General features: G+C 68.2%; 16 protein-coding genes and 4 pseudogenes. 15 read left to right on the top strand and 5 right to left on the bottom strand.

The window, feature by feature from the left end; genetic code table 11:
- Nucleotides 1-7: 7 nt before the first annotated feature.
- Nucleotides 8-919: a thioredoxin gene (trxA, locus tag PXD02_RS16155; RefSeq protein WP_275104838.1), complete on the bottom strand. Its 912-nt coding sequence runs from the start codon at nucleotides 917-919 to the stop codon at nucleotides 8-10.
- A 205-nt stretch (nucleotides 920-1,124) separates the two neighbouring features.
- Complete coding sequence (locus PXD02_RS16150) at nucleotides 1,125-1,910, bottom strand: exodeoxyribonuclease III (RefSeq protein ID WP_275104837.1); 786 nt, start codon at nucleotides 1,908-1,910, stop codon at nucleotides 1,125-1,127.
- 75 nt (nucleotides 1,911-1,985) lie between these two features.
- Here PXD02_RS16150 and PXD02_RS16145 point away from each other — a divergent pair, with 75 nt between their 5' ends.
- From PXD02_RS16145 to PXD02_RS16115, 8 genes and pseudogenes are all read left to right on the top strand, one after another.
- Nucleotides 1,986-3,380: an MFS transporter gene (locus PXD02_RS16145; RefSeq protein WP_275104836.1), complete on the top strand. Its 1,395-nt coding sequence runs from the start codon at nucleotides 1,986-1,988 to the stop codon at nucleotides 3,378-3,380.
- A gap of 54 nt (nucleotides 3,381-3,434) precedes the next feature.
- Nucleotides 3,435-4,409, top strand: coding sequence for a glutathione S-transferase family protein (locus PXD02_RS16140; RefSeq protein WP_275104835.1), 975 nt, complete (start codon nucleotides 3,435-3,437; stop codon nucleotides 4,407-4,409).
- Nucleotides 4,410-4,804: 395 nt separating this feature from the next.
- Nucleotides 4,805-4,968 (top strand): annotated as a pseudogene (locus PXD02_RS16930) (sugar ABC transporter ATP-binding protein); the annotation flags it as partial.
- Nucleotides 4,969-5,137: 169 nt separating this feature from the next.
- Nucleotides 5,138-5,830: a phosphatidylserine decarboxylase gene (locus PXD02_RS16135; protein ID WP_275104834.1), complete on the top strand. Its 693-nt coding sequence runs from the start codon at nucleotides 5,138-5,140 to the stop codon at nucleotides 5,828-5,830.
- 2 nt (nucleotides 5,831-5,832) lie between these two features.
- Nucleotides 5,833-6,585 (top strand): CDP-diacylglycerol--serine O-phosphatidyltransferase, encoded by a 753-nt coding sequence (pssA, locus tag PXD02_RS16130; RefSeq protein WP_275104833.1) that lies wholly within the window; start codon nucleotides 5,833-5,835, stop codon nucleotides 6,583-6,585.
- A complete protein-coding gene (locus PXD02_RS16125; protein ID WP_275104832.1) occupies nucleotides 6,586-7,203 on the top strand; it encodes a class I SAM-dependent methyltransferase in 618 nt (205 codons plus the stop codon). It abuts the gene before it with no gap.
- A gap of 133 nt (nucleotides 7,204-7,336) precedes the next feature.
- A pseudogene (locus tag PXD02_RS16120) lies at nucleotides 7,337-8,210 on the top strand (quinolinate synthase).
- Nucleotides 8,211-8,256: 46 nt separating this feature from the next.
- Nucleotides 8,257-8,629 (top strand): annotated as a pseudogene (locus PXD02_RS16115) (FAD-binding protein); the annotation flags it as partial.
- Here the strand turns inward: PXD02_RS16115 and PXD02_RS16110 are convergent.
- Nucleotides 8,629-9,416, bottom strand: a protein-coding gene (locus PXD02_RS16110; RefSeq protein ID WP_275103592.1) for an IS5 family transposase whose coding sequence is annotated in 2 segments (ribosomal slippage) — nucleotides 8,629-9,077 and nucleotides 9,077-9,416 — 789 coding nt in all. Because the reading frame shifts where the segments join, the coding sequence is not laid out codon by codon here. The pseudogene PXD02_RS16115 and the gene PXD02_RS16110 overlap by 1 nt on opposite strands.
- Nucleotides 9,417-9,537: 121 nt before the next feature.
- Here PXD02_RS16110 and PXD02_RS16105 point away from each other — a divergent pair.
- The 3 genes and pseudogenes from PXD02_RS16105 (at nucleotide 9,538) to nadC (ending at nucleotide 12,249) form a co-directional block, all read left to right on the top strand.
- Complete coding sequence (locus PXD02_RS16105) at nucleotides 9,538-10,497, top strand: IS481 family transposase (RefSeq protein ID WP_275104831.1); 960 nt, start codon at nucleotides 9,538-9,540, stop codon at nucleotides 10,495-10,497.
- Nucleotides 10,494-11,407, top strand: a pseudogene (locus PXD02_RS16100) (FAD-binding protein); the annotation flags it as partial. The gene PXD02_RS16105 and the pseudogene PXD02_RS16100, both read left to right, overlap by 4 nt.
- Nucleotides 11,404-12,249 (top strand): carboxylating nicotinate-nucleotide diphosphorylase, encoded by an 846-nt coding sequence (gene nadC, locus PXD02_RS16095; protein WP_275104830.1) that lies wholly within the window; start codon nucleotides 11,404-11,406, stop codon nucleotides 12,247-12,249. The pseudogene PXD02_RS16100 and the gene nadC, both read left to right, overlap by 4 nt.
- 121 nt (nucleotides 12,250-12,370) lie before the next feature.
- On the opposite strand, the gene PXD02_RS16090 is transcribed toward nadC, so the two are convergent.
- On the bottom strand, nucleotides 12,371-13,057 hold the full coding sequence (locus PXD02_RS16090) for a response regulator transcription factor (RefSeq protein WP_275104829.1): 687 nt from the start codon (nucleotides 13,055-13,057) through the stop codon (nucleotides 12,371-12,373).
- Nucleotides 13,058-13,193: 136 nt separating this feature from the next.
- On the opposite strand from PXD02_RS16090, the gene ribA reads away from it, so the two are divergent.
- Both ribA and PXD02_RS16080 read left to right on the top strand, forming a co-directional pair.
- The gene (gene ribA, locus PXD02_RS16085; protein ID WP_275104828.1) at nucleotides 13,194-14,252 is read left to right on the top strand and encodes a GTP cyclohydrolase II; all 1,059 of its coding nucleotides are present in this window, start codon (nucleotides 13,194-13,196) and stop codon (nucleotides 14,250-14,252) included.
- Entirely contained in the window at nucleotides 14,249-14,743 is a 495-nt protein-coding gene (locus PXD02_RS16080) for a L,D-transpeptidase family protein (RefSeq protein ID WP_275104827.1), read from the top strand. Before ribA ends, PXD02_RS16080 begins: the two co-directional genes overlap by 4 nt.
- A 53-nt stretch (nucleotides 14,744-14,796) precedes the next feature.
- Here PXD02_RS16080 and PXD02_RS16075 read toward each other — a convergent pair whose 3' ends face one another.
- A complete protein-coding gene (locus PXD02_RS16075; RefSeq protein WP_275104826.1) occupies nucleotides 14,797-15,825 on the bottom strand; it encodes an A/G-specific adenine glycosylase in 1,029 nt (342 codons plus the stop codon).
- 85 nt (nucleotides 15,826-15,910) lie between these two features.
- Between PXD02_RS16075 and PXD02_RS16070 the strand changes: the two genes are divergently transcribed.
- Nucleotides 15,911-16,462: a DUF721 domain-containing protein gene (locus PXD02_RS16070; protein ID WP_275104825.1), complete on the top strand. Its 552-nt coding sequence runs from the start codon at nucleotides 15,911-15,913 to the stop codon at nucleotides 16,460-16,462.
- A complete protein-coding gene (locus tag PXD02_RS16065) occupies nucleotides 16,456-17,085 on the top strand; it encodes a DsbA family protein (RefSeq protein WP_275104824.1) in 630 nt (209 codons plus the stop codon). The genes PXD02_RS16070 and PXD02_RS16065 overlap by 7 nt, the downstream gene beginning before the upstream one ends.
- Nucleotides 17,086-17,221 lie beyond the last annotated feature (136 nt).

Below are 17,221 nucleotides of genomic sequence, written 5' to 3'. Positions count from 1 at the left end.
GCCGGGATCAGGCGAAGATCAGGGACGACAGGCGGCGACGTCCCTTCTGGGCCAGCGGGTCGTTCGGCTTGAGGCTGTCGAAAATGGTCAGCAACTGCGCCTTGGCCGCGCCGTCGTTCCAGTCGCGGTCGCGGCGGAAGCTGTCCAGCAGGATGTCGATGGCGTCCTCGACCCGGCCCGCGGCGTGCAGCGCCTGGGCGTATTCCAGCCGCGCCTGCTGGTCGTCGGGGTCGGCATCGACGCGGGCTTGCAGGGCGTCCAGCGGCCCGGCCTTGGCGGCTTGGCGGGCAAGGTGCAGCCGGGCACGCGCGGCCTCGACCGGGGCGCTTGACGCGGCGGGGGCGGGGATGGCGTCCAGGGCCGTCTGCGCGGCATCCGCGTCGCCCGCCGCCAGATACGCGCGCACCACCCCCGCCCAGGCCTCGTTGCTGGAGGGGTCTTCGCCGGCGATGGCGGCGAAGGTCTCGGCGGCGTCCGTGAAGGCGCCTTCCTCCAGCATCTGTTCGGCGGCGGCAAGCGCGTCGGCCAGCCCGCCGTCCTCGCCCGACAGCCCCGCCAGCTTGTCCACGAACTGCTTGATCTGGCTTTGCGGGATCGCCCCCTGAAAGGCGTCGACCGGCTGGCCCTGGAAGAAGGCATAGACGGTCGGAATCGACTGGACGCGAAGCTGCGCGGCGATCATCTGGTTCTCGTCCACATTGACCTTGGCCATGCGGACCCGGCCCTTGTGGCGGGCGACCTCGGATTCGAGCTGCGGGCCGAGGGTCTTGCAGGGGCCGCACCACGGCGCCCAGAAATCGACGATCACCGGCACCTGCATCGAGGCCTGCACGACCTCGGCCATGAAGTCGGCCTCGGTCACGTCCTTGATGAAATCGGCGGGCTTGGGGGCGTCGGCGGTATCGAAAAGCATGGTCATGGGTTCCCCAGATGGTCCGAGCGGTTGGCGGCAATATGGGGGCTGGGGCGCGCAAGGGGAAGGGTTGTTTCGGGTGGCAAGGCCGGGGGCGCTTCGCCCCCCTGCCTGCCGCAGGGGCGGCAGGCGTTCACCGCGGAAAAAGGTCCAATGGACCTTTTTCCGGGCGCGTCTCACCCCAGAGGATATTTCGAATGAAGAAGAAGCGTTAAAGATCGAAGCTGGCCAGCACCGGGACATGATCGCTGGGCTGGTCCCAGCCGCGCACCGGGCGCAGGACGCGGCTGCCATGCGCGGCATTGGCGATGTCGGGGCTGGCCCAGATGTGATCCAGGCGGCGGCCCTTGTCGGCGGCGTCCCAATCCCTGGCGCGATAGCTCCACCAGGAATAGAGCAGCCCGGAGGGGATGTCCTGGCGCGTCACGTCCACCCATCGGCCCGCGTCCTGGGCGGACAGAAGGTGATCGACCTCGATCGGGGTGTGGCTGACGATCTTCAGCAGCTGCTTGTGGGACCACACGTCATCCTCGCGCGGGGCGATGTTCAGGTCGCCCACCAGGATCGAGCGTTGCGGGTTGTCGGCATGGAACACGTCGCGCATCTCGGCCACGAAATCCAGCTTCTGGCCGAATTTCTCGTTCACCGCGCGGTCGGGGATGTCGCCGCCCGCGGGCACGTACATGTTGTGGATCGTCACGCCGTTTTCCAGCCGCGCCGCGACATGGCGGGCATGGCCAAGACGGGCATAGTCGCGGTCGCCCGCATCCGTCAGCGGCAGCCGCGACAGGATCGCCACGCCGTTATAGCCCTTTTGGCCCCGCGCCACGATCCAGCGGTATCCAAGCGCCCGGAACTGGTCGAGCGGGATCCTGTCCACCGGCGACTTGCATTCCTGGAGGCACAGGATGTCCGGCGCCTCTTCGCGCAGCAGCCGCGCGACCAGCCCCTCGCGCAGGCGGACCGAGTTGATGTTCCAGGTGGCGATGGTGAACATGGGCAGGCTCCTTTGCCGCGGACCCTAGCGGCGCGGCCGGTCGCTGTCGAGTTGCCGCAGCGGCAGGAAATTGTCGTGAAAGATCAATACGCGCTTGGTGATCGGGAAAACTGCGGCTATGCAGCGCCATCGGGCACGGCCAGGGGGGCAGCGATGCGGTTGACGGTGGACGAGGCTTTGGCGCGCGGCGGGGCCGGGCGGTTCCAGTGGCGGCTTCTGGGGATCTTCGGCCTGGTCTGGGCCGCCGATGCGATGCAGGTGATCGCGGTGGGCTTCGCCGCGCCCTCGATCGCCGCCACCTTCGGGATCGAGCGTGTGACCGCCTTCCAGGTGGGCACGGTGTTCTTCCTGGGCATGTTCCTGGGCGCTTTCGTCTTCGGCCGGGTGGCCGACCGGATCGGGCGGCGCAACATCCTGGTGCTGACGGTGGGGATGGACGCGATCTTCGGCCTGGCATCCGTGTTTGCGCAGGATTTCACGCTGCTTCTGGTGCTGCGCTTCCTGACCGGCGTGGCGGTGGGCGGCACGCTGCCTGTCGATTACGCGATGATGGCCGAATTCCTGCCGCCCCGGAACCGGGGCCGCTGGCTGGTCTGGCTGGAGGGGTTCTGGGCCATCGGCACGATCATCGTGGCCCTGACCGCCTGGATCGCCGCAGCCCAGGGGGTTGTGGCGCCCTGGCGGTGGATTTTCGCGGTGGCGGCGATTCCCGCCGTGATCGGCATCTTCCTGCGGCTGTGGCTGCCCGAATCGCCGATGTTCCTGATCCGCAGGGGCGATCAGGCGGGCGCGCGGGCGGTCGTGGACCGGGTGCTGGTCGTCAACGGCGTCCAGGCGCTGCCGTCCGACGCGGAACTGATCCCGGCGCCGGTGCCGACGGGATCCGAGACCTCGATCTTTTCGGACCTGCTGCGGGCGCGGACCATCGGCGTGCTGGCGGTGTGGTTCCTGGTGTCGCTGTCCTATTACGGCGTCTTCGTCTGGGTGCCTGGCCAGCTTGCGACCGAGGGGTTCGGCTTCGTGCGCGGCTATGGCTTCCTGGTGATCCTGGCGCTGGCGCAGGTGCCGGGATACGCCCTGGCCGCCTGGGGGGTCGAGGCGGTGGGCCGTCGCGCGACGCTGCTGGCCTTCCTGCTGCTCAGCGCCGCGGGGTGCGCGCTGTTCGCGGTGGCGACGGGCACCGCGATGGTCGCGACCGCGCTGATCCTGATGAGCTTCGCGCTGCTGGGCACCTGGGGCGCGCTCTATGCCTTTACGCCCGAGCTTTACCCGACGCATCTGCGCGGCACCGGCATGGGCACGGCCAGCGCCGTGGCGCGGCTTGGCGGGATCCTGGCGCCCAGCCTGCTGGGGGTGGTCTTTGCCAAGGGCTTCGGCGTCGCCATCGGCGCCTTCGCGGGCCTGCTGCTGCTGGGCGCGCTGGCGCTGCTGCTGATCAGGTCCGAGACCCGCGAGCAGGCCATCGCCTGAAACCCCAGGCCGCCCCGGCCCGTTGCCCTGGCAGCCAAGACGGAGGAGAGGACGATGGGCCAGCTGGTCGAGGGCGTCTGGAAGGACGAGTGGTACGATACCGAGGCCAGCGGCGGCGAATTCCTCCGCGACACCGCGCGCCACCGCAACTGTGTCACGGCGGACGGCAGCCCCGGCCCCACGGGCGAGGGCGGCTTCAAGGCGGAAAGCGGGCGCTATCACCTCTATGTCTCCTATGCCTGCCCCTGGGCGCATCGGGCGCTGATCTTCCGGGCGCTGAAGGGGCTGGCGGATCATATCGGCGTGTCGGTCGTCCATCCTGACATGCTGTGGAACGGCTGGGAATTCCGCACCGATTTCGACGGCGCGACCGGCGACCGGCTGTTCGGCCTGCCCTATCTGCGCGACATCTATCTGCGCGCCGATCCCAGGGCCTCGGGGCGGGTGACGGTGCCGGTGCTGTGGGACCGCGACGGAGACCGGATCGTGTCGAACGAAAGCGCCGACATCATCCGCATGGTCAATTCGGCCTTCGACGGGGTGACGGGCAACCGCGACGACTATTGGCCCGAAGCCCTGCGCGACCGGATCGAGGCGGTGAACACGCGCGTTTACGAGACAGTGAACAACGGCGTCTACAAGGCGGGCTTCGCCACCAGCCAGGAGGCTTACGACAAGGCCGTCCACCCCCTGTTCGACAGCCTGGACTGGATCGAGGGCATCCTGGCCGAGAAACGCTATCTGCTGGGCGACCGGATCACCGAGGCCGACTGGCGCCTGTTCACCACCATCGCGCGCTTCGACGCGGTCTATCACACGCATTTCAAATGCAACCGCCGCCGGATCGTCGATTACCCGAACCTGTGGGCCTGGGCGCGCGAACTGTATCAATGGTCCGGCGTGGCCGAGACGGTGCGCCCCGACCATTTCATGCGCCACTATTACTTCAGCCACGACACGGTGAACCCCCACCGGATCATTCCCATCGGCCCGGATCTGGACTGGACCGCCCCGCATGGCCGCGGATGAACAGGGGCGCGGATGAACGAAGCCCCGGCGCGGGAAAACGCCGGGGCATCAGAGAGAAGAGGGAGGAGGGTGTGGCCGCATCCACCGGCCACTGGGCTTCGCGGTATGAACGCGGGTGCGACCCCCGAGGTTCCGCTTGGGAACGGCGATGCCACTTTTTTCCTTGACGCCGTGGTCCCCTTAGCCGCCGTTCCCCAGGGTCTCCAGAGATTGCGTCCTCTTTGACCCTGACAGTGCGCAGAACAACAGCCTGCCGACGCCATCACCCCTCAGGCGCATCTCCCCTTATCGACGATCCTTTTTGCGCGTCATTTTCTGCCCCCATCCGCGAATGTTTTGGAATGGATCGTGGAAAAACTCGCAACGACTGTTTCAAGCCGGTCTGGCGGCAAAGACTGAGCATCGCCAAGGTGTTCCAGGATCCGGCCCGGTGCGAGAACCTGGACATGGTGGCGAACCTGTTCCGGCGCCAGGAACTGTCCCCCTGGTCCCGGACGAGGTTCAGATGGAGGCTCAGGCCCGGACCCTGCTGCGCGAGTTGTCCGCGCGTTGCCCGTCGGACCCTAAGGGGCAGTGAAGGAAAACCCCGTGGCCGGTCCGTTCCAGCCGGCCGTCTCCGCCCGCAAGGCATGTCGCAAAACAAAGATAAAGCGTCGTCTTTGTTTGACCCCATTTCCCGACGGTGCTATGCGCGCCGGACCGGGGGGTGGGAAGGGGAATACGGACGCATGACGATGTGGGGCACCTTTCTCAGGCCGATGCACCGGGAAGGCTATCGTTTCCTGACCGTCTTTGCCCTTGTCACGCTTGGCCTTTTCCTTGTGTGGCAGCCGCTCGGCTGGCTGGGGCTGGGGCTGACCGTCTGGTGCTACTATTTCTTCCGCGATCCGCGCCGCGCCGTTCCGCAGGGCGAGGGGCTGATCGTCAGCCCCGCCGACGGCGTCGTCTCGCTTATCGAGCCGGCCGTGCCGCCTGCCGAGCTGGGGATGGAGCCGGTGGCGCTGATGCGCGTCAGCGTCTTCATGTCGGTGTTCAATTGCCATGTGAACCGTGCCCCGGCGGCAGGGCGTGTGCTGTCGGTCGCCTATCGGCCCGGCAAGTTCTTCAATGCCTCGCTGGACAAGGCCAGCGCGCATAACGAGCGCAACGGGCTGTGCCTGGAACTGGCCGACGGGCGGCGCCTTGCGGTGGTGCAGATCGCCGGCCTGGTGGCGCGGCGCATCCTGTGCTGGACCAGGGAAGGTCAGAGCCTGCGGACGGGCGAGCGCTTTGGGCTGATCCGGTTCGGGTCGCGCCTGGATGTCTATCTGCCGCCGGGGGTGTCCCCACTGGTTGCCGTGGGACAGACGATGATCGCGGGCGAGACGGTGATCGCCGAGCTGGGGCGCATGGAGGCCGCGCGTCCGGCCCTGGTGGACTGAGGATGAACGCCCGCCCGGACCCTCGGTCCCGATTGTCCGTGGTGCAGTTGCTGCCGAATGCCCTGACCCTGGGGGCGCTCTGCGCGGGCCTGACGGCGATCCGCCTGGCCATCACCGGAGAATTCGACAAGGCGGCGGCCTTGATCCTTCTGGCGGCCATGCTCGACGGGCTCGACGGACGGCTGGCCCGCAGGCTGCGCAGCGAGAGCGCGATGGGCGCGGAACTCGATTCGCTTTGCGATTTCGTCAATTTCGGGGTGGCGCCTGCCTTGGTCCTCTATCTCTGGGCCTTCGACGGGACCGGGGGCGCGGGCTGGATCGCCGCGCTGCTCTATGCCGTGGCCTGCGTGCTGCGGCTGGCGCGGTTCAACATCGGCAGCCGCGATCCGCTGGCGTCGGCCCTGCCCAAGACAACATTCGCAGGCGTGCCCTCGCCCGCCGGGGCGATGCTGGCCCTGCTGCCGATCTTCCTGGCCAAGCTCATCCCCGCCGCGGTCCTTCCGGAACCGGCCTGCGCGCTGTGGATGATGGCGGTCGCGGCGCTGATGATCAGCCGCCTGCCGACGCCCGCCCTGGGCCCGGTCAGCATCCGTCCCGAACAGGCGCGGCTGCTGCTGCTGGGCGCGGTGGCGCTGGGGGCGGCGCTGCTGACCTATCCCTGGCTGACGCTGGTGTTTCTGGATCTTGGCTATCTGCTGCTGCTGGCGCGGGAATGGACCAGGCTTCGGCGGCGGCCCGCACGAAAGGTGGAATGAATGGAACTTCAGGCAGTCGAACGATCCTATGCCCGCTGGGCGCCGGTCTATGACCGAACCTTCGGGGCGATCACGCAGGTCGGGCGCCGCAGGGCCACGGCGCTGCTGAGCGACCTGGGCGGTTCCGTCCTGGAGGTGGGCGTGGGCACCGGGCTGGCGCTGCGCCACTATGACGGGCGTGTCACGGTCACCGGCGTCGACTACAGCGCCGAGATGCTGGACAAGGCCCGCGCCAAGGTCGCCGCCGAAGGGCTGCGCAACGTGGCCGCGCTACATCGGATGGATGCCCGCGACATGGACTTTCCGAATGACAGCTTCGATCACGTCGCGGCCATGCATGTCATCTCGGTGGTGCCCGAACCCGAAAAGGTCATGTCCGAGATCGCCCGCGTGGTGCGCCCCGGCGGAAGCGTGGTCATCGTCAATCATTTCGCGCGCAAGGCGGGTGCGCTGGCCCTGGCCGAACGGATTGCCGCGCCGCTGGCCGACCTGCTGGGCTGGCATTCGGATTTCGACCGCAGCCGGGTGCTGGCCGAGGCGCGGTTGTCGCTTGCCGAGGAATGCACCCTGCCGCCCCTAGGCATGATGACGCTGTTGAGGCTCGTGAAAGCCCCATGACCTGCCCGCAGGCCAGGCCCGTCCCTGAAAACGCGGATCATAGTTGCCGCAGCGTCAATGACCCGCTAGGACAGCCGCCAGCCACCATCAATCGGGGCCGCGCCGTCATCGGCGCCGCCGGGAGGAGCCGATCTTGCTGGACGTGACGACCATCCGCGCCGAACTGGCGGCCCCATTACGATCTGGCGCCATCGGTCGATCTGGCCCGCGACATGGCCCATATCCATGCCCGCATCGACCGGGTGATGCCCTTCCCCGACTGGGCCATGGCCGCGCCCTATGTGGCGGCGATCAACCGGCTGAAGGCGGAGCGCGGCGCGGTGGTGCTGGCGCATAACTACATGACGCCCGACATCTATCACGGCATCGCCGACGTGGTGGGCGACAGCCTGCAACTGGCCATCGAGGTCACGCGGGTCGATGCGGACATCACGGCGGCGGTGAAGGCCGCGTCCGACATCTGCTGCACCTCGTCCAATGCCGCGCAGATCGTCGCGGCGATGCCGGGCGACACGGTGATCATGACGCCCGACAAATGGCTGGCGCAGAACGTCGCCAAGCAGGTGCCGCAGAAGCGGATCGTCTGGTGGGACGGGGCCTGCATCGTCCAAGAACGCTTCACGCCCCAGGATCTGCGCGATTTCCGCGACTGGCATCCGGGGCTGAAGATCATCGCCCATCCCGAATGCCCCCCCGACGTGGTGGCCGAGGCCGATTTCGCGGGTTCGACCGCGCATATCATCGACTGGGTGGGCCGCGAACGGCCCCGCCAAGCGATGCTGGTCACGGAATGCTCGATGGCCGCGAACATCGCGGACGCGCATCCCGAGGTCGAGTTCCTCGGGCCGTGCAACATGTGCCCCCATATGAAGAGGATCACCCGGGAAAAGGTGCTGTGGTCGCTGCATTCCATGACCGGGCAGGTCGAGGTCGACCCGGCCATCGCCGCCCCCGCGCGGCGGGCGGTGCAGCGGATGATCGACCTGTCGCGGCAACTGGCGGCCTGAGGGGATGATCGCGACCGACCGCGTGGTGATCGTCGGCGCGGGGCTGGCGGGCCTTGTCGATGCCGCCGTTGCCCGGCTGGTCACGGCCGAGGCGCGCGACCATATCCTGCGCCTGACGACGCTGGGCACGCCCTTCGACCGCGATGGTCCGCGTCCAGGGCGACCAGGCGGGGGCGCAGATCATGCGCGTCCTGATCGCCGCCATCCGCGCCGCGCCCTCGGTCCAGGTGGCCGAAGGCTGGGTGGCGACCAGCCTGCGGATCGACGGCGGCCGCGTGGCGGGGATCGACCTGGCGCGGGCGTCGGGATCGGCCTCGGTGACGGTCGCGGCCCCGGCGGTGCTGGTCGCCGGGGGCGGATCGGGCGGGCTTTACGCGGTCACGACCAATCCCCCGCGCATCCGGGGCGAGGCCCTAGGTCATGTTGACAAATGGCGGAGCCAGATGCGGATCGAGGTGATGTCGATGAAGCCCAGGAAGCTCTCTGCGGTTTTGTCGTAGCGGGTGGCGACGCGGCGGGCATTCTTGAGCTTGTTGAAGCAGCGCTCGACGAGGTTGCGCAGCCGGTAAAGGGTTCGGTCCACGGCCACGCGCAGCTTGCGGGACTTTCGCATCGGGATCACCGGCACGACGTTGCGCGCCTCCATGGTTTCTCGAACCCTGTCAGAGTCATAGCCGCGATCCGCCAGCAGGACGGAGGGCTCTGGCAGGTTGTCGTCCATGATGAGGTCAAAGCCCAGATAGTCCGATGTCTGGCCCGGCGTGATGTCCGACCTCATGGGCAGGCCTGCGCCATTGACGCGGAGGTGGATCTTTGTCGTGAAGCCACCTCGCGAACGGCCAAAACCCTGTCGCGGAGTCCCCCTTTAGCGCCCGCTGCCTGATGATGGGCGCGGACCACGGTGCTGTCGATCATCTGCAAGGCCGCTGGAACCACCCCGCTCTCGTTCAGGGCCTCCAGTATCCCTTCCCACAGCCCGGCCAGGGTCCAGCGCCGGAACTGGCGGTAGACCGACGACCACTTGCCGAACTCTTCCGGCAGGTCACGCCACGGCGAACCTGTGCGGGCTATCCAGAAAATCCCATCCAGAACAAGACGATGGTTCATGGGTTTGCGCCCGTTCGGTGCGCGGACGGCCAGAATGAAGCGTTCGTGAAACGCCCATTCCTCGTCAGACATCAGGTCTCGTGCCAAGCTGGTCTCCATCGCAGATACCAGCTTGAATCACGTTCAGCACGTCCTGTGAATCCCTTTTGTCAACACGGCCTAGGTGTTTGATCCCACGGTTTGATGGTGCGATCCTTTCTCAGGAATGGAGGGAAGCATTATGGGCCAGGTTCGTCACGGGAGCGCCACGACCACGCACGCCGTCAGAGCTGCAATACAACGATCGCAAGCTTCGCTCGCGACGCTGAGCCGGGAGCTCGGCATTAACCCCAAGACAGTGGCGAAGTGGCGCAAGCGAGTGACGGTCGATGATCTCAAGACAGGGCCGAAGGAGCCACGCTCCACGGTTTTGACAGAAGCCGAGGAGGCGGCCATCGTCGCGTTCAGGCTGCACACGCTTTTGCCGCTGGACGACTGCCTCTATGCCCTGCAGCCATCAATTCCACACCTGACACGCTCAGCGCTGCATCGGTGCCTTCAGCGCCACGGCATCTCTCGACTGCCCGACGTGGAAGGCGACAAGCCGAAACGGTCGAAGTTCAAGCGCTACCCTATCGGCTTCTTTCATATCGACATCGCCGAGGTGCAGACTGCTGAAGGCAAGCTTTACCTGTTCGTCGGCATTGACCGCACGAGCAAGTTTGCCGTGACCCAGCTCGTCGACAAGGCGGACAGGAAGACAGCTTGGGAGTTCCTGCAGCACATGCTCGAAGCCGTGCCCTATCAGGTCCATACCATCCTCACCGACAACGGTATTCAGTTCGCCGAGCAGCCTCGGAACCGGAACACCATCTATTCCAGACCTATGCGCTTTGACATGATCTGCGAGGCCAACGGCATTGAGCACCGCCTGACGAAGCCCAACCACCCGTGGACCAACGGTCAGGTCGAGCGGATGAACCGCACGATCAAGGACGCCACCGTCAAACGCTTTCACTACACCAGCCACGACGAGCTCCGCACGCATCTCGCCGACTTCATGGCAGCCTACAACTTCGCGCGTAGGCTCAAGACCCTCGGCGGCCTCACGCCCTACGAATACATCTGCAAGATCTGGACATCAGAGCCAGACAGATTCATCCTAAACCCGATCCACCAGATGCCGGGACTGAACACCTAGGCATGGCCGCCCGCGCGGGCGCAGTGATCGCGGATGCGGAATTCGTGCAGTTCCATCCCACCGCCATCGCCAGCGGCGCCGATCCCGCCCCCCTTGCGACCGAGGCGCTGCGCGGCGAAGGCGCGCATCTGGTCAATGCCCATGGCGTCCGCTTCATGGCCGCGCTGCATCCCGATGCCGAACTGGCCCCGCGCGACATCGTGGCGCGCGGCGTCTATGCCGAGGCCCGGGCGGGCCGCCGTCCCGCGCTGGATTGCCGCGCCCTCGGCCCGCGCATCGCGGCGGAGTTCCCGGCCGTGGCGGCGGCCTGCGCGCAGGCGGGCATCAACCCCGCGCGCCAGCCGATCCCGGCGGCGGCGGCGGCGCATTACCACATGGGCGGCATCGCCATCCGACCTGGACGGGCGCAGCAGCCTGCCCGGTCTCTGGGCCTGCGGCGAGGCGGCCTCGACCCGGCTTCATGGGGCAAACTGCCTGGCCTCGAACGGCCTGCTGGAGGCCCTGGTCTTCGCCCGCCGCGCGGCCCTGTCGATCGGCCGCGACGGCCCAGCCGCCGCGCCGGTCGCCTTGCCCGACCCGGCCCCCGCCGCGCTGCCCGATCCCGCCCTGGTGGCGGGCCTGCGCCGGGCCATGACCGCAGGCGCGGGCGTGCTGCGCGATGCCCAGGGGCCTGACGGAAACGCTGCGCGGCATCGCCCGGATCGAGGCCGCCCGGCCCGGCTGCCCGCGCCTTGGCAACATGACCGCGACCGCCACGCTGATCTGCGCCGCCGCCCTGGCGCGGCGCGAAAGCCGGGGCGCGCATTGCCGCACCGATTTCCCCGATCCGCTGCCCGCGGCCCGCCGCAGCCGCATGAGCCTGGCCCAGGCCCTGGCGCTGCGCCCCATCCCCGAACCGGAGCCGTCATGACCCCGCCCTTGCCCGACCTGATCCTGGAACCCCTGGTCCGCGCCGCCCTGATCGAGGATCTGGGCGCGCATGGCGGCATCACCACCCGCACGGTGATCCCGCAGGGCACCCGGACCTGCGGCGCCATCCGCGCGCGCGAGGCGGGCACCGCCTCGGGGATGGCGCTGGCCGCGCTGGCCTTCCGCCTGATCGACCCGGCCCTGCGGTTCGAGGTGCTGATCCCCGACGGCGCCGCCTTCGCCCCCGGCGACACCCTGGCCCGGATCGAGGGTGACGCCGCCGCGATCCTGTCGGCCGAGCGGGTGGCCCTGAACTTCGCGGGCCGCCTGTCGGGCATCGCCACCATGACGGCGGCCTTCGTGGCCGAGACGCGCGGCACCGCCGCCCGCATCACCTGCACCCGCAAGACCACTCCCGGCCTGCGGCTGGTGGAAAAACAGGCGGTGCTGCATGGCGGCGGTTTCAATCATCGCGTCTCGCTGTCCGACGCGATCCTGATCAAGGACAACCACATCGCGGCCGGCGGCGGCATCCGCGCCGTGCTGGGGGCGGTGAAGGCCCGCGCCTCGCACATGATGCGCGTCGAGATCGAGGTGGACGACCTGGAGCAACTGTCCGACGTCCTGGACGAGGGCGGCGCCGACGTGGTCCTGCTGGACAACATGGATGCCGACACGCTGCGCCAGGCAGTCGCCATGGCGGCGGGGCGCGTGGTGCTGGAAGCCTCGGGCAACATGCGCCTGCCGCGCATCGCCGAGGTGGCGGCGACGGGGGTGGACTATCTCTCGGTCGGCGCGCTGACCCATTCGGTGCCCGTCCTGGATCTGGGCCTGGATTTCTGACGCGAATGGACGTGGGATGTCGTCAGGCGGCCTGATCGAACGCCGAGCCGCCGCAGCCAGCGACGACACCGACGGCGGCGGCGTTGCGGGACGAATTGCGCCGATATGACCTGAGCCTAGGTCACGCCACCAGCCGATAGCCGCCCGATTCCGTCACCAGCAGGCGCGCATTGCTGGGATCGGGTTCGATCTTCTGGCGCAGGCGATAGATATGGGTTTCCAGCGTATGCGTGGTCACCCCCGCATTGTAGCCCCAGACCTCGTGCAGCAGCACGTCGCGGGCCACCACCCCGTCCTGCGCGCGATACAGGAATTTCAGGATGTTGGTTTCCTTCTCGGTCAGGCGGATCTTGCGGTCCTTCTGGTCGATCAGCATCTTCATCGCCGGCTTGAAGGTGTATGGCCCAAGCTGGAAGATCGCGTCCTCGGACTGTTCATGGGTGCGAAGCTGCGCGCGCAGCCGGGCCAGCAGGACCGGGAACTTGAAGGGCTTGGTGATGTAATCGTTGGCGCCCGCGTCCAGGCCCAGGATGGTGTCGGCGTCGGTGTCGTGGCCCGTCAGCATGACGATGGGGCATTTGACGTTCAGCTTGCGCAGCTTCTTGCACAGCTCTCGCCCGTCGGTGTCGGGCAGGCCCACGTCCAGGATCACCAGATCGAAGATCGCCCCCTTGGCGGCCTCGACGGCGGCAGCGCCGCTGCCAGCCTCGGTCACGTCGAAATCGTCGGTGGCCGCCAGTTGTTCGGCCAGGACCTCGCGCAGATCTTCCTCGTCGTCGACCAGCAGGATTTTTTTCAGACCGGGCATGTTGCCTCCCTTGGCGTGTTGCGCGAGTAGGTGGGCAAGTCGGCGCGCCGCGTCCAGCATCATGTCGGAAATCTCACATGGAGTTGTCGGCAGGGATGCTTATGTTTCAAACTGTTTCAAACCTCCGGGACCGTCCATGAGCCTGATCCCCACCCTGACCGAGGTCGTGTCCCGCGCGCGGACCGATCTGAGCATGGGCCTGCCGGTGATGATCGGCGGGCACCTGGTCGCGGCGGTGGAGACGCTGGCCCCCGCCCGGCTGGACGCGATCCGCGCGCTTGGCCGGCCCGTGCTGGCCCTGACCGAACGCCGGGCCGAGACGCTGAAGGCGCGGGCCTATGACGACGGGCTGGCCCGCGTGATCGTGCCGCCTGATGCCGACCATGCCTGGCTGCGGTCGCTGGCCGATCCCTCGGGCGATCTGATGACGCCGATGAAGGGACCGCTGTTCACCGAACGCGACGGCGACGCGACGCCGCATCTGGCCGGGCTGGCGCTGGCGAAATCGGCGCAGCTTCTGCCCGCCGTTCTGGTCGTGGCGACCGACCCCTTGCCCGGCCTGACCCAGGTCGCGCCCGGCCAGCTGCTGGCGCAGCTTGCGCATGAGGCGGCCCTGTCCCCGGTCGCCGCCGCCAACCTGCCGCTGATCGCGGCGGAACGGTCGCGGCTGCACATCTTCCGTCCCGACGACGGCGGCGCGGAACATTACGCCGTCGAGATCGGCGATCCCCCCCGCGACGCCCCGGTTCTTACGCGGCTGCATTCGGCCTGTTTCACCGGCGACGTGCTGGGCAGCCTGAAATGCGATTGCGGCCCGCAGCTTCACGCCGCGCTGACGGCCATGGGCCAGGCGGGGCAGGGGGTGCTGCTGTATCTGAACCAGGAGGGCCGGGGGATCGGGCTGGCCAACAAGATGCGCGCCTATGCGTTGCAGAACCAGGGTTTCGACACGGTGCAGGCCAATCACCGCCTGGGGTTCGAGGATGACGAACGCGATTTCCGCATCGGCGCGGCGCTGCTGCGGCGGATGGGGTTTTCCTCGGCGCGGCTGATGACGAACAACCCGCGCAAGGTGGCGATGCTGGAAAGCCATGGCATCGCGGTGGCGGAACGGGTGCCGCTGGTGGTCGGCCGCAACCGCTTCAACGAGGCCTATCTGGACACCAAGGCGGCGAAATCGGGGCATCTGCTGTGACGCCGGGCGATCTGGTCCTGACGCCGCAGGGGGTGCGGTTCCGGGGGCGGCTGTTTCCATGCAGCATCGGCAAGCGCGGCGTGACCCGCGACAAGCGCGAGGGCGACGGGGCCACCCCCGCCGGGATCTGGCGGATCACCGGGCTGTGGTACCGCCCCGACCGTCTGCCCCCGCCCGTGCCTTGGGCGCGACCCATCGGGCCGGGCGATCTGTGGTGCGATGCGCCGGATCATCCGGGGTATAACCATCATGCCCGCGCGCCGCTGGCCGCCAGCCACGAACGGCTGCGCCGCGCCGATCCGCTCTATGACCTGATCCTGACGACCGACTGGAACTGGCCCGACGCGGTGCCGGGGCTGGGGTCGGCGATCTTTCTGCACCAGTGGCGCAGGCCCGGTTTCGGGACCGAGGGCTGCATCGCCTTCGCGCGGCGCGACCGGATCTGGATCGCCGCGCGGGCGGTGCCGGGGACGCGGGTGATCGTGCCCTGATCATGATCCGGGCGGGCTCGGGAAACGCCCTGCGATTCACCAGTCATCGGCCCCTACAGCGCGGCGATCTCGGCCCGCGCCAAATCCCAGACCTTGCGCATCAGACCGGGCAGGGCCTCGCGGTCGATATGCCGCAGGGGCACCAGATGGCCGCGCGCGGGCGGGCCGTCCAGGTCGCCCGCCATCACCTGCAAGGACAGGGTGAAATGGGTGAAGACATGGCGGACCTGGCCGATCGCGCGCCAGGCGGCCGGCCCCGGCGGCGGCAGGTCGCGCCCGTCCCAATGGGCCGAGGGGAAGGCCAGCGTGCCGCCCAGCAGGCCCTTGGCCGGGCGTTCCTCGAACAGCACGGCGTCGCCCTGGCGGGCGACCCAGGCGATGCCGCTGCGGTCGGGCCTGGCGGATTTCGGCGCCTTGCGCGGCAGGCTGGCGGCGATCCCTTCCGCGCGGGCGTCGCAGTCATGGATCAGCGGGCAGATGCCGCAGGCCGGGCTGCGCGGCGTGCAGATCGTCGCGCCCAGATCCATCATCGCCTGCGCGTAATCGCCGGGCCGGTCCCGCGGGGTCAGGGTTTCCGCAAGCGCCACCAGATCCGGCTTGGCGGCGGGCAGGGGCGTCTCCACCGCGAACAGCCGCGCCACCACGCGTTCGACATTGCCGTCCACCACCGTTTCGGGCGCGTCATAGGCGATCGCCGCGATCGCGGCCGAGGTATAGGCCCCGATCCCCGGCAGTTGCCGCAACCCGTCGCGCGTGGCCGGAAACCCGCCCGCCGCCGTCACCGCCCGCGCGCAGGCCAGCAGGTTGCGGGCGCGGGCATAGTATCCAAGCCCCGCCCATTCGGCCATCACCTGCGCATCGGGCGCGGCGGCCAGATCCTGCACGGTCGGCCACAGCGTCGTGAAGCGTTCGAAATAGGCCTTGACCGCCGCGACGGTGGTCTGTTGCAGCATCACCTCGGACAGCCAGACGCGATAGGGATCGGCTGCACCGCCGCCCGGCGGGACGCGCCAGGGCAGCACGCGCGCGTGGCGGTCATACCAGTCCAGCAGATGCGGGGCGATCACCCTGGTGTCACGCAATATTCAGTCCCTTGCTTTCCAGACGCGCTTTCATCCCGCGCCGGGGCTGATTAAGGATATGGGGGTGACAATGCACCAGGCAAAGATGGCAAAAGCGTCCGACCGTCCCCGCAACCCCCAGGCAAGCCGCAGGCGCGGCTTCCAGCAGGCGTCGGCGCTGCTGGCCGACCGGGTGCAGAAGGCCGCCGAGGGGCGGGGATTCGCCATGGCCCGCCTGCTGACCCATTGGCCCGAGATCGCCGGTCCCCGGCTTGCCGCGATGACCCGGCCGGTCCGCATCAGCCATGCGCGCGGCGGGTTCGGCGCCACGCTGACGCTGCTGACCACCGGCCCCGTCGCGCCGCTGGTGGAAATGCAGCTGCCGCAGCTGCGCGACCGGGTGAACGCCTGCTATGGCTATAACGCGGTGCAGCGGATCGTGCTGACCCAGACGGCGGCCGGCGGATTTGCCGAAGGGCAGGCGGTCTTTGCCCCGGCCCCCGCCCAGGCCGCGCCGCCCGATCCGCAGATCGTCGAAAAGGCCGACCGGATCGGCCGCCAGTTCCAGGATCCGGCGCTGGCGCGGGCGATGGCGCTGCTGGCCCTGAACATCGAAACCGCACGACACCGGAACCACCGAAAGGATTTTCCATGCTGACCCGTTTCGCCGTCGCAGCCCTGGCGCTTGCCCTGGCCGCACCCGCCGCGATGGCCCAGGACGCCGCCGCGCCCGCGATCCTGCCCGACATCGCCCTGGGGGCCGAGGACGCGCCGCTGACCATCGTCGAATATGCCAGCTTCACCTGCGGCCATTGCGCGAATTTCCATGCCGAGAGCTGGCCGAAGCTGAAGGCCGACTATGTCGATACCGGCAAGGTGAAATTCATCCAGCGCGACGTGTATTTCGACCAGCCGGGCCTGTGGGCGGGCGTGCTGGCGCGCTGCGGCGGGGACGAGAAGTTCTATCCCGTCTCCGACATGCTGTTCGACGAACAGAAGAACTGGCTGGCCGGCGGCACCGGAGAGGAGATCGCGGCCAACCTGCGCAAGATCGGACTGAAGGCGGGCATGACCGAAGACCAGATGACCGCCTGCTGGGAAGACACCGCCAAAGCCCAGCAGTTGATCGCCACCTTCCAGCAGAACGCCACCGCCGACAAGATCGAGGCGACGCCGACCTTCATCATCGGCGGCGAAAAGGTCCAGAACCAGCCCTGGGACGACATGAAGGGCATCATCGACGCCAAGCTGGCCGAGGCCGCGCCCGCCCCGGCGAACTGACCGCCCCGACCGACGCCATGTGGCCCGCCTGACACAAGGCGGGCCGAAACCCGCGCGTTTTTCCGATGCGGACCGTGCGGAATTGCCTTTTGATGCCGCGCGCTCCATGCTTTTGCGCATGGCGAACGCGCGTTAA

This window comes from Paracoccus sp. S3-43, assembly GCF_029027965.1.
GTDB lineage: Bacteria > Pseudomonadota > Alphaproteobacteria > Rhodobacterales > Rhodobacteraceae > Paracoccus.
Note: the sequence above shows the minus strand (reverse complement) of the source record. Positions and strands in the feature narration are given on the sequence as shown.

What these genes read in the sequence shown, in the direction of transcription:
- trxA (WP_275104838.1), bottom strand. Translation starts at nt 919, where the DNA reads ATGACCATGCTTTTCGATACCGCCGACGCCCCCAAGCCCGCCGATTTC.
- PXD02_RS16150 (WP_275104837.1), bottom strand. Translation starts at nt 1,910, where the DNA reads ATGTTCACCATCGCCACCTGGAACATCAACTCGGTCCGCCTGCGCGAG.
- PXD02_RS16140 (WP_275104835.1), top strand. Translation starts at nt 3,435, where the DNA reads ATGGGCCAGCTGGTCGAGGGCGTCTGGAAGGACGAGTGGTACGATACC.
- PXD02_RS16135 (WP_275104834.1), top strand. Translation starts at nt 5,138, where the DNA reads ATGACGATGTGGGGCACCTTTCTCAGGCCGATGCACCGGGAAGGCTAT.
- pssA (WP_275104833.1), top strand. Translation starts at nt 5,833, where the DNA reads ATGAACGCCCGCCCGGACCCTCGGTCCCGATTGTCCGTGGTGCAGTTG.
- PXD02_RS16125 (WP_275104832.1), top strand. Translation starts at nt 6,586, where the DNA reads ATGGAACTTCAGGCAGTCGAACGATCCTATGCCCGCTGGGCGCCGGTC.
- PXD02_RS16105 (WP_275104831.1), top strand. Translation starts at nt 9,538, where the DNA reads ATGGGCCAGGTTCGTCACGGGAGCGCCACGACCACGCACGCCGTCAGA.
- nadC (WP_275104830.1), top strand. Translation starts at nt 11,404, where the DNA reads ATGACCCCGCCCTTGCCCGACCTGATCCTGGAACCCCTGGTCCGCGCC.
- PXD02_RS16090 (WP_275104829.1), bottom strand. Translation starts at nt 13,057, where the DNA reads ATGCCCGGTCTGAAAAAAATCCTGCTGGTCGACGACGAGGAAGATCTG.
- ribA (WP_275104828.1), top strand. Translation starts at nt 13,194, where the DNA reads ATGAGCCTGATCCCCACCCTGACCGAGGTCGTGTCCCGCGCGCGGACC.
- PXD02_RS16070 (WP_275104825.1), top strand. Translation starts at nt 15,911, where the DNA reads ATGGCAAAAGCGTCCGACCGTCCCCGCAACCCCCAGGCAAGCCGCAGG.
- PXD02_RS16065 (WP_275104824.1), top strand. Translation starts at nt 16,456, where the DNA reads ATGCTGACCCGTTTCGCCGTCGCAGCCCTGGCGCTTGCCCTGGCCGCA.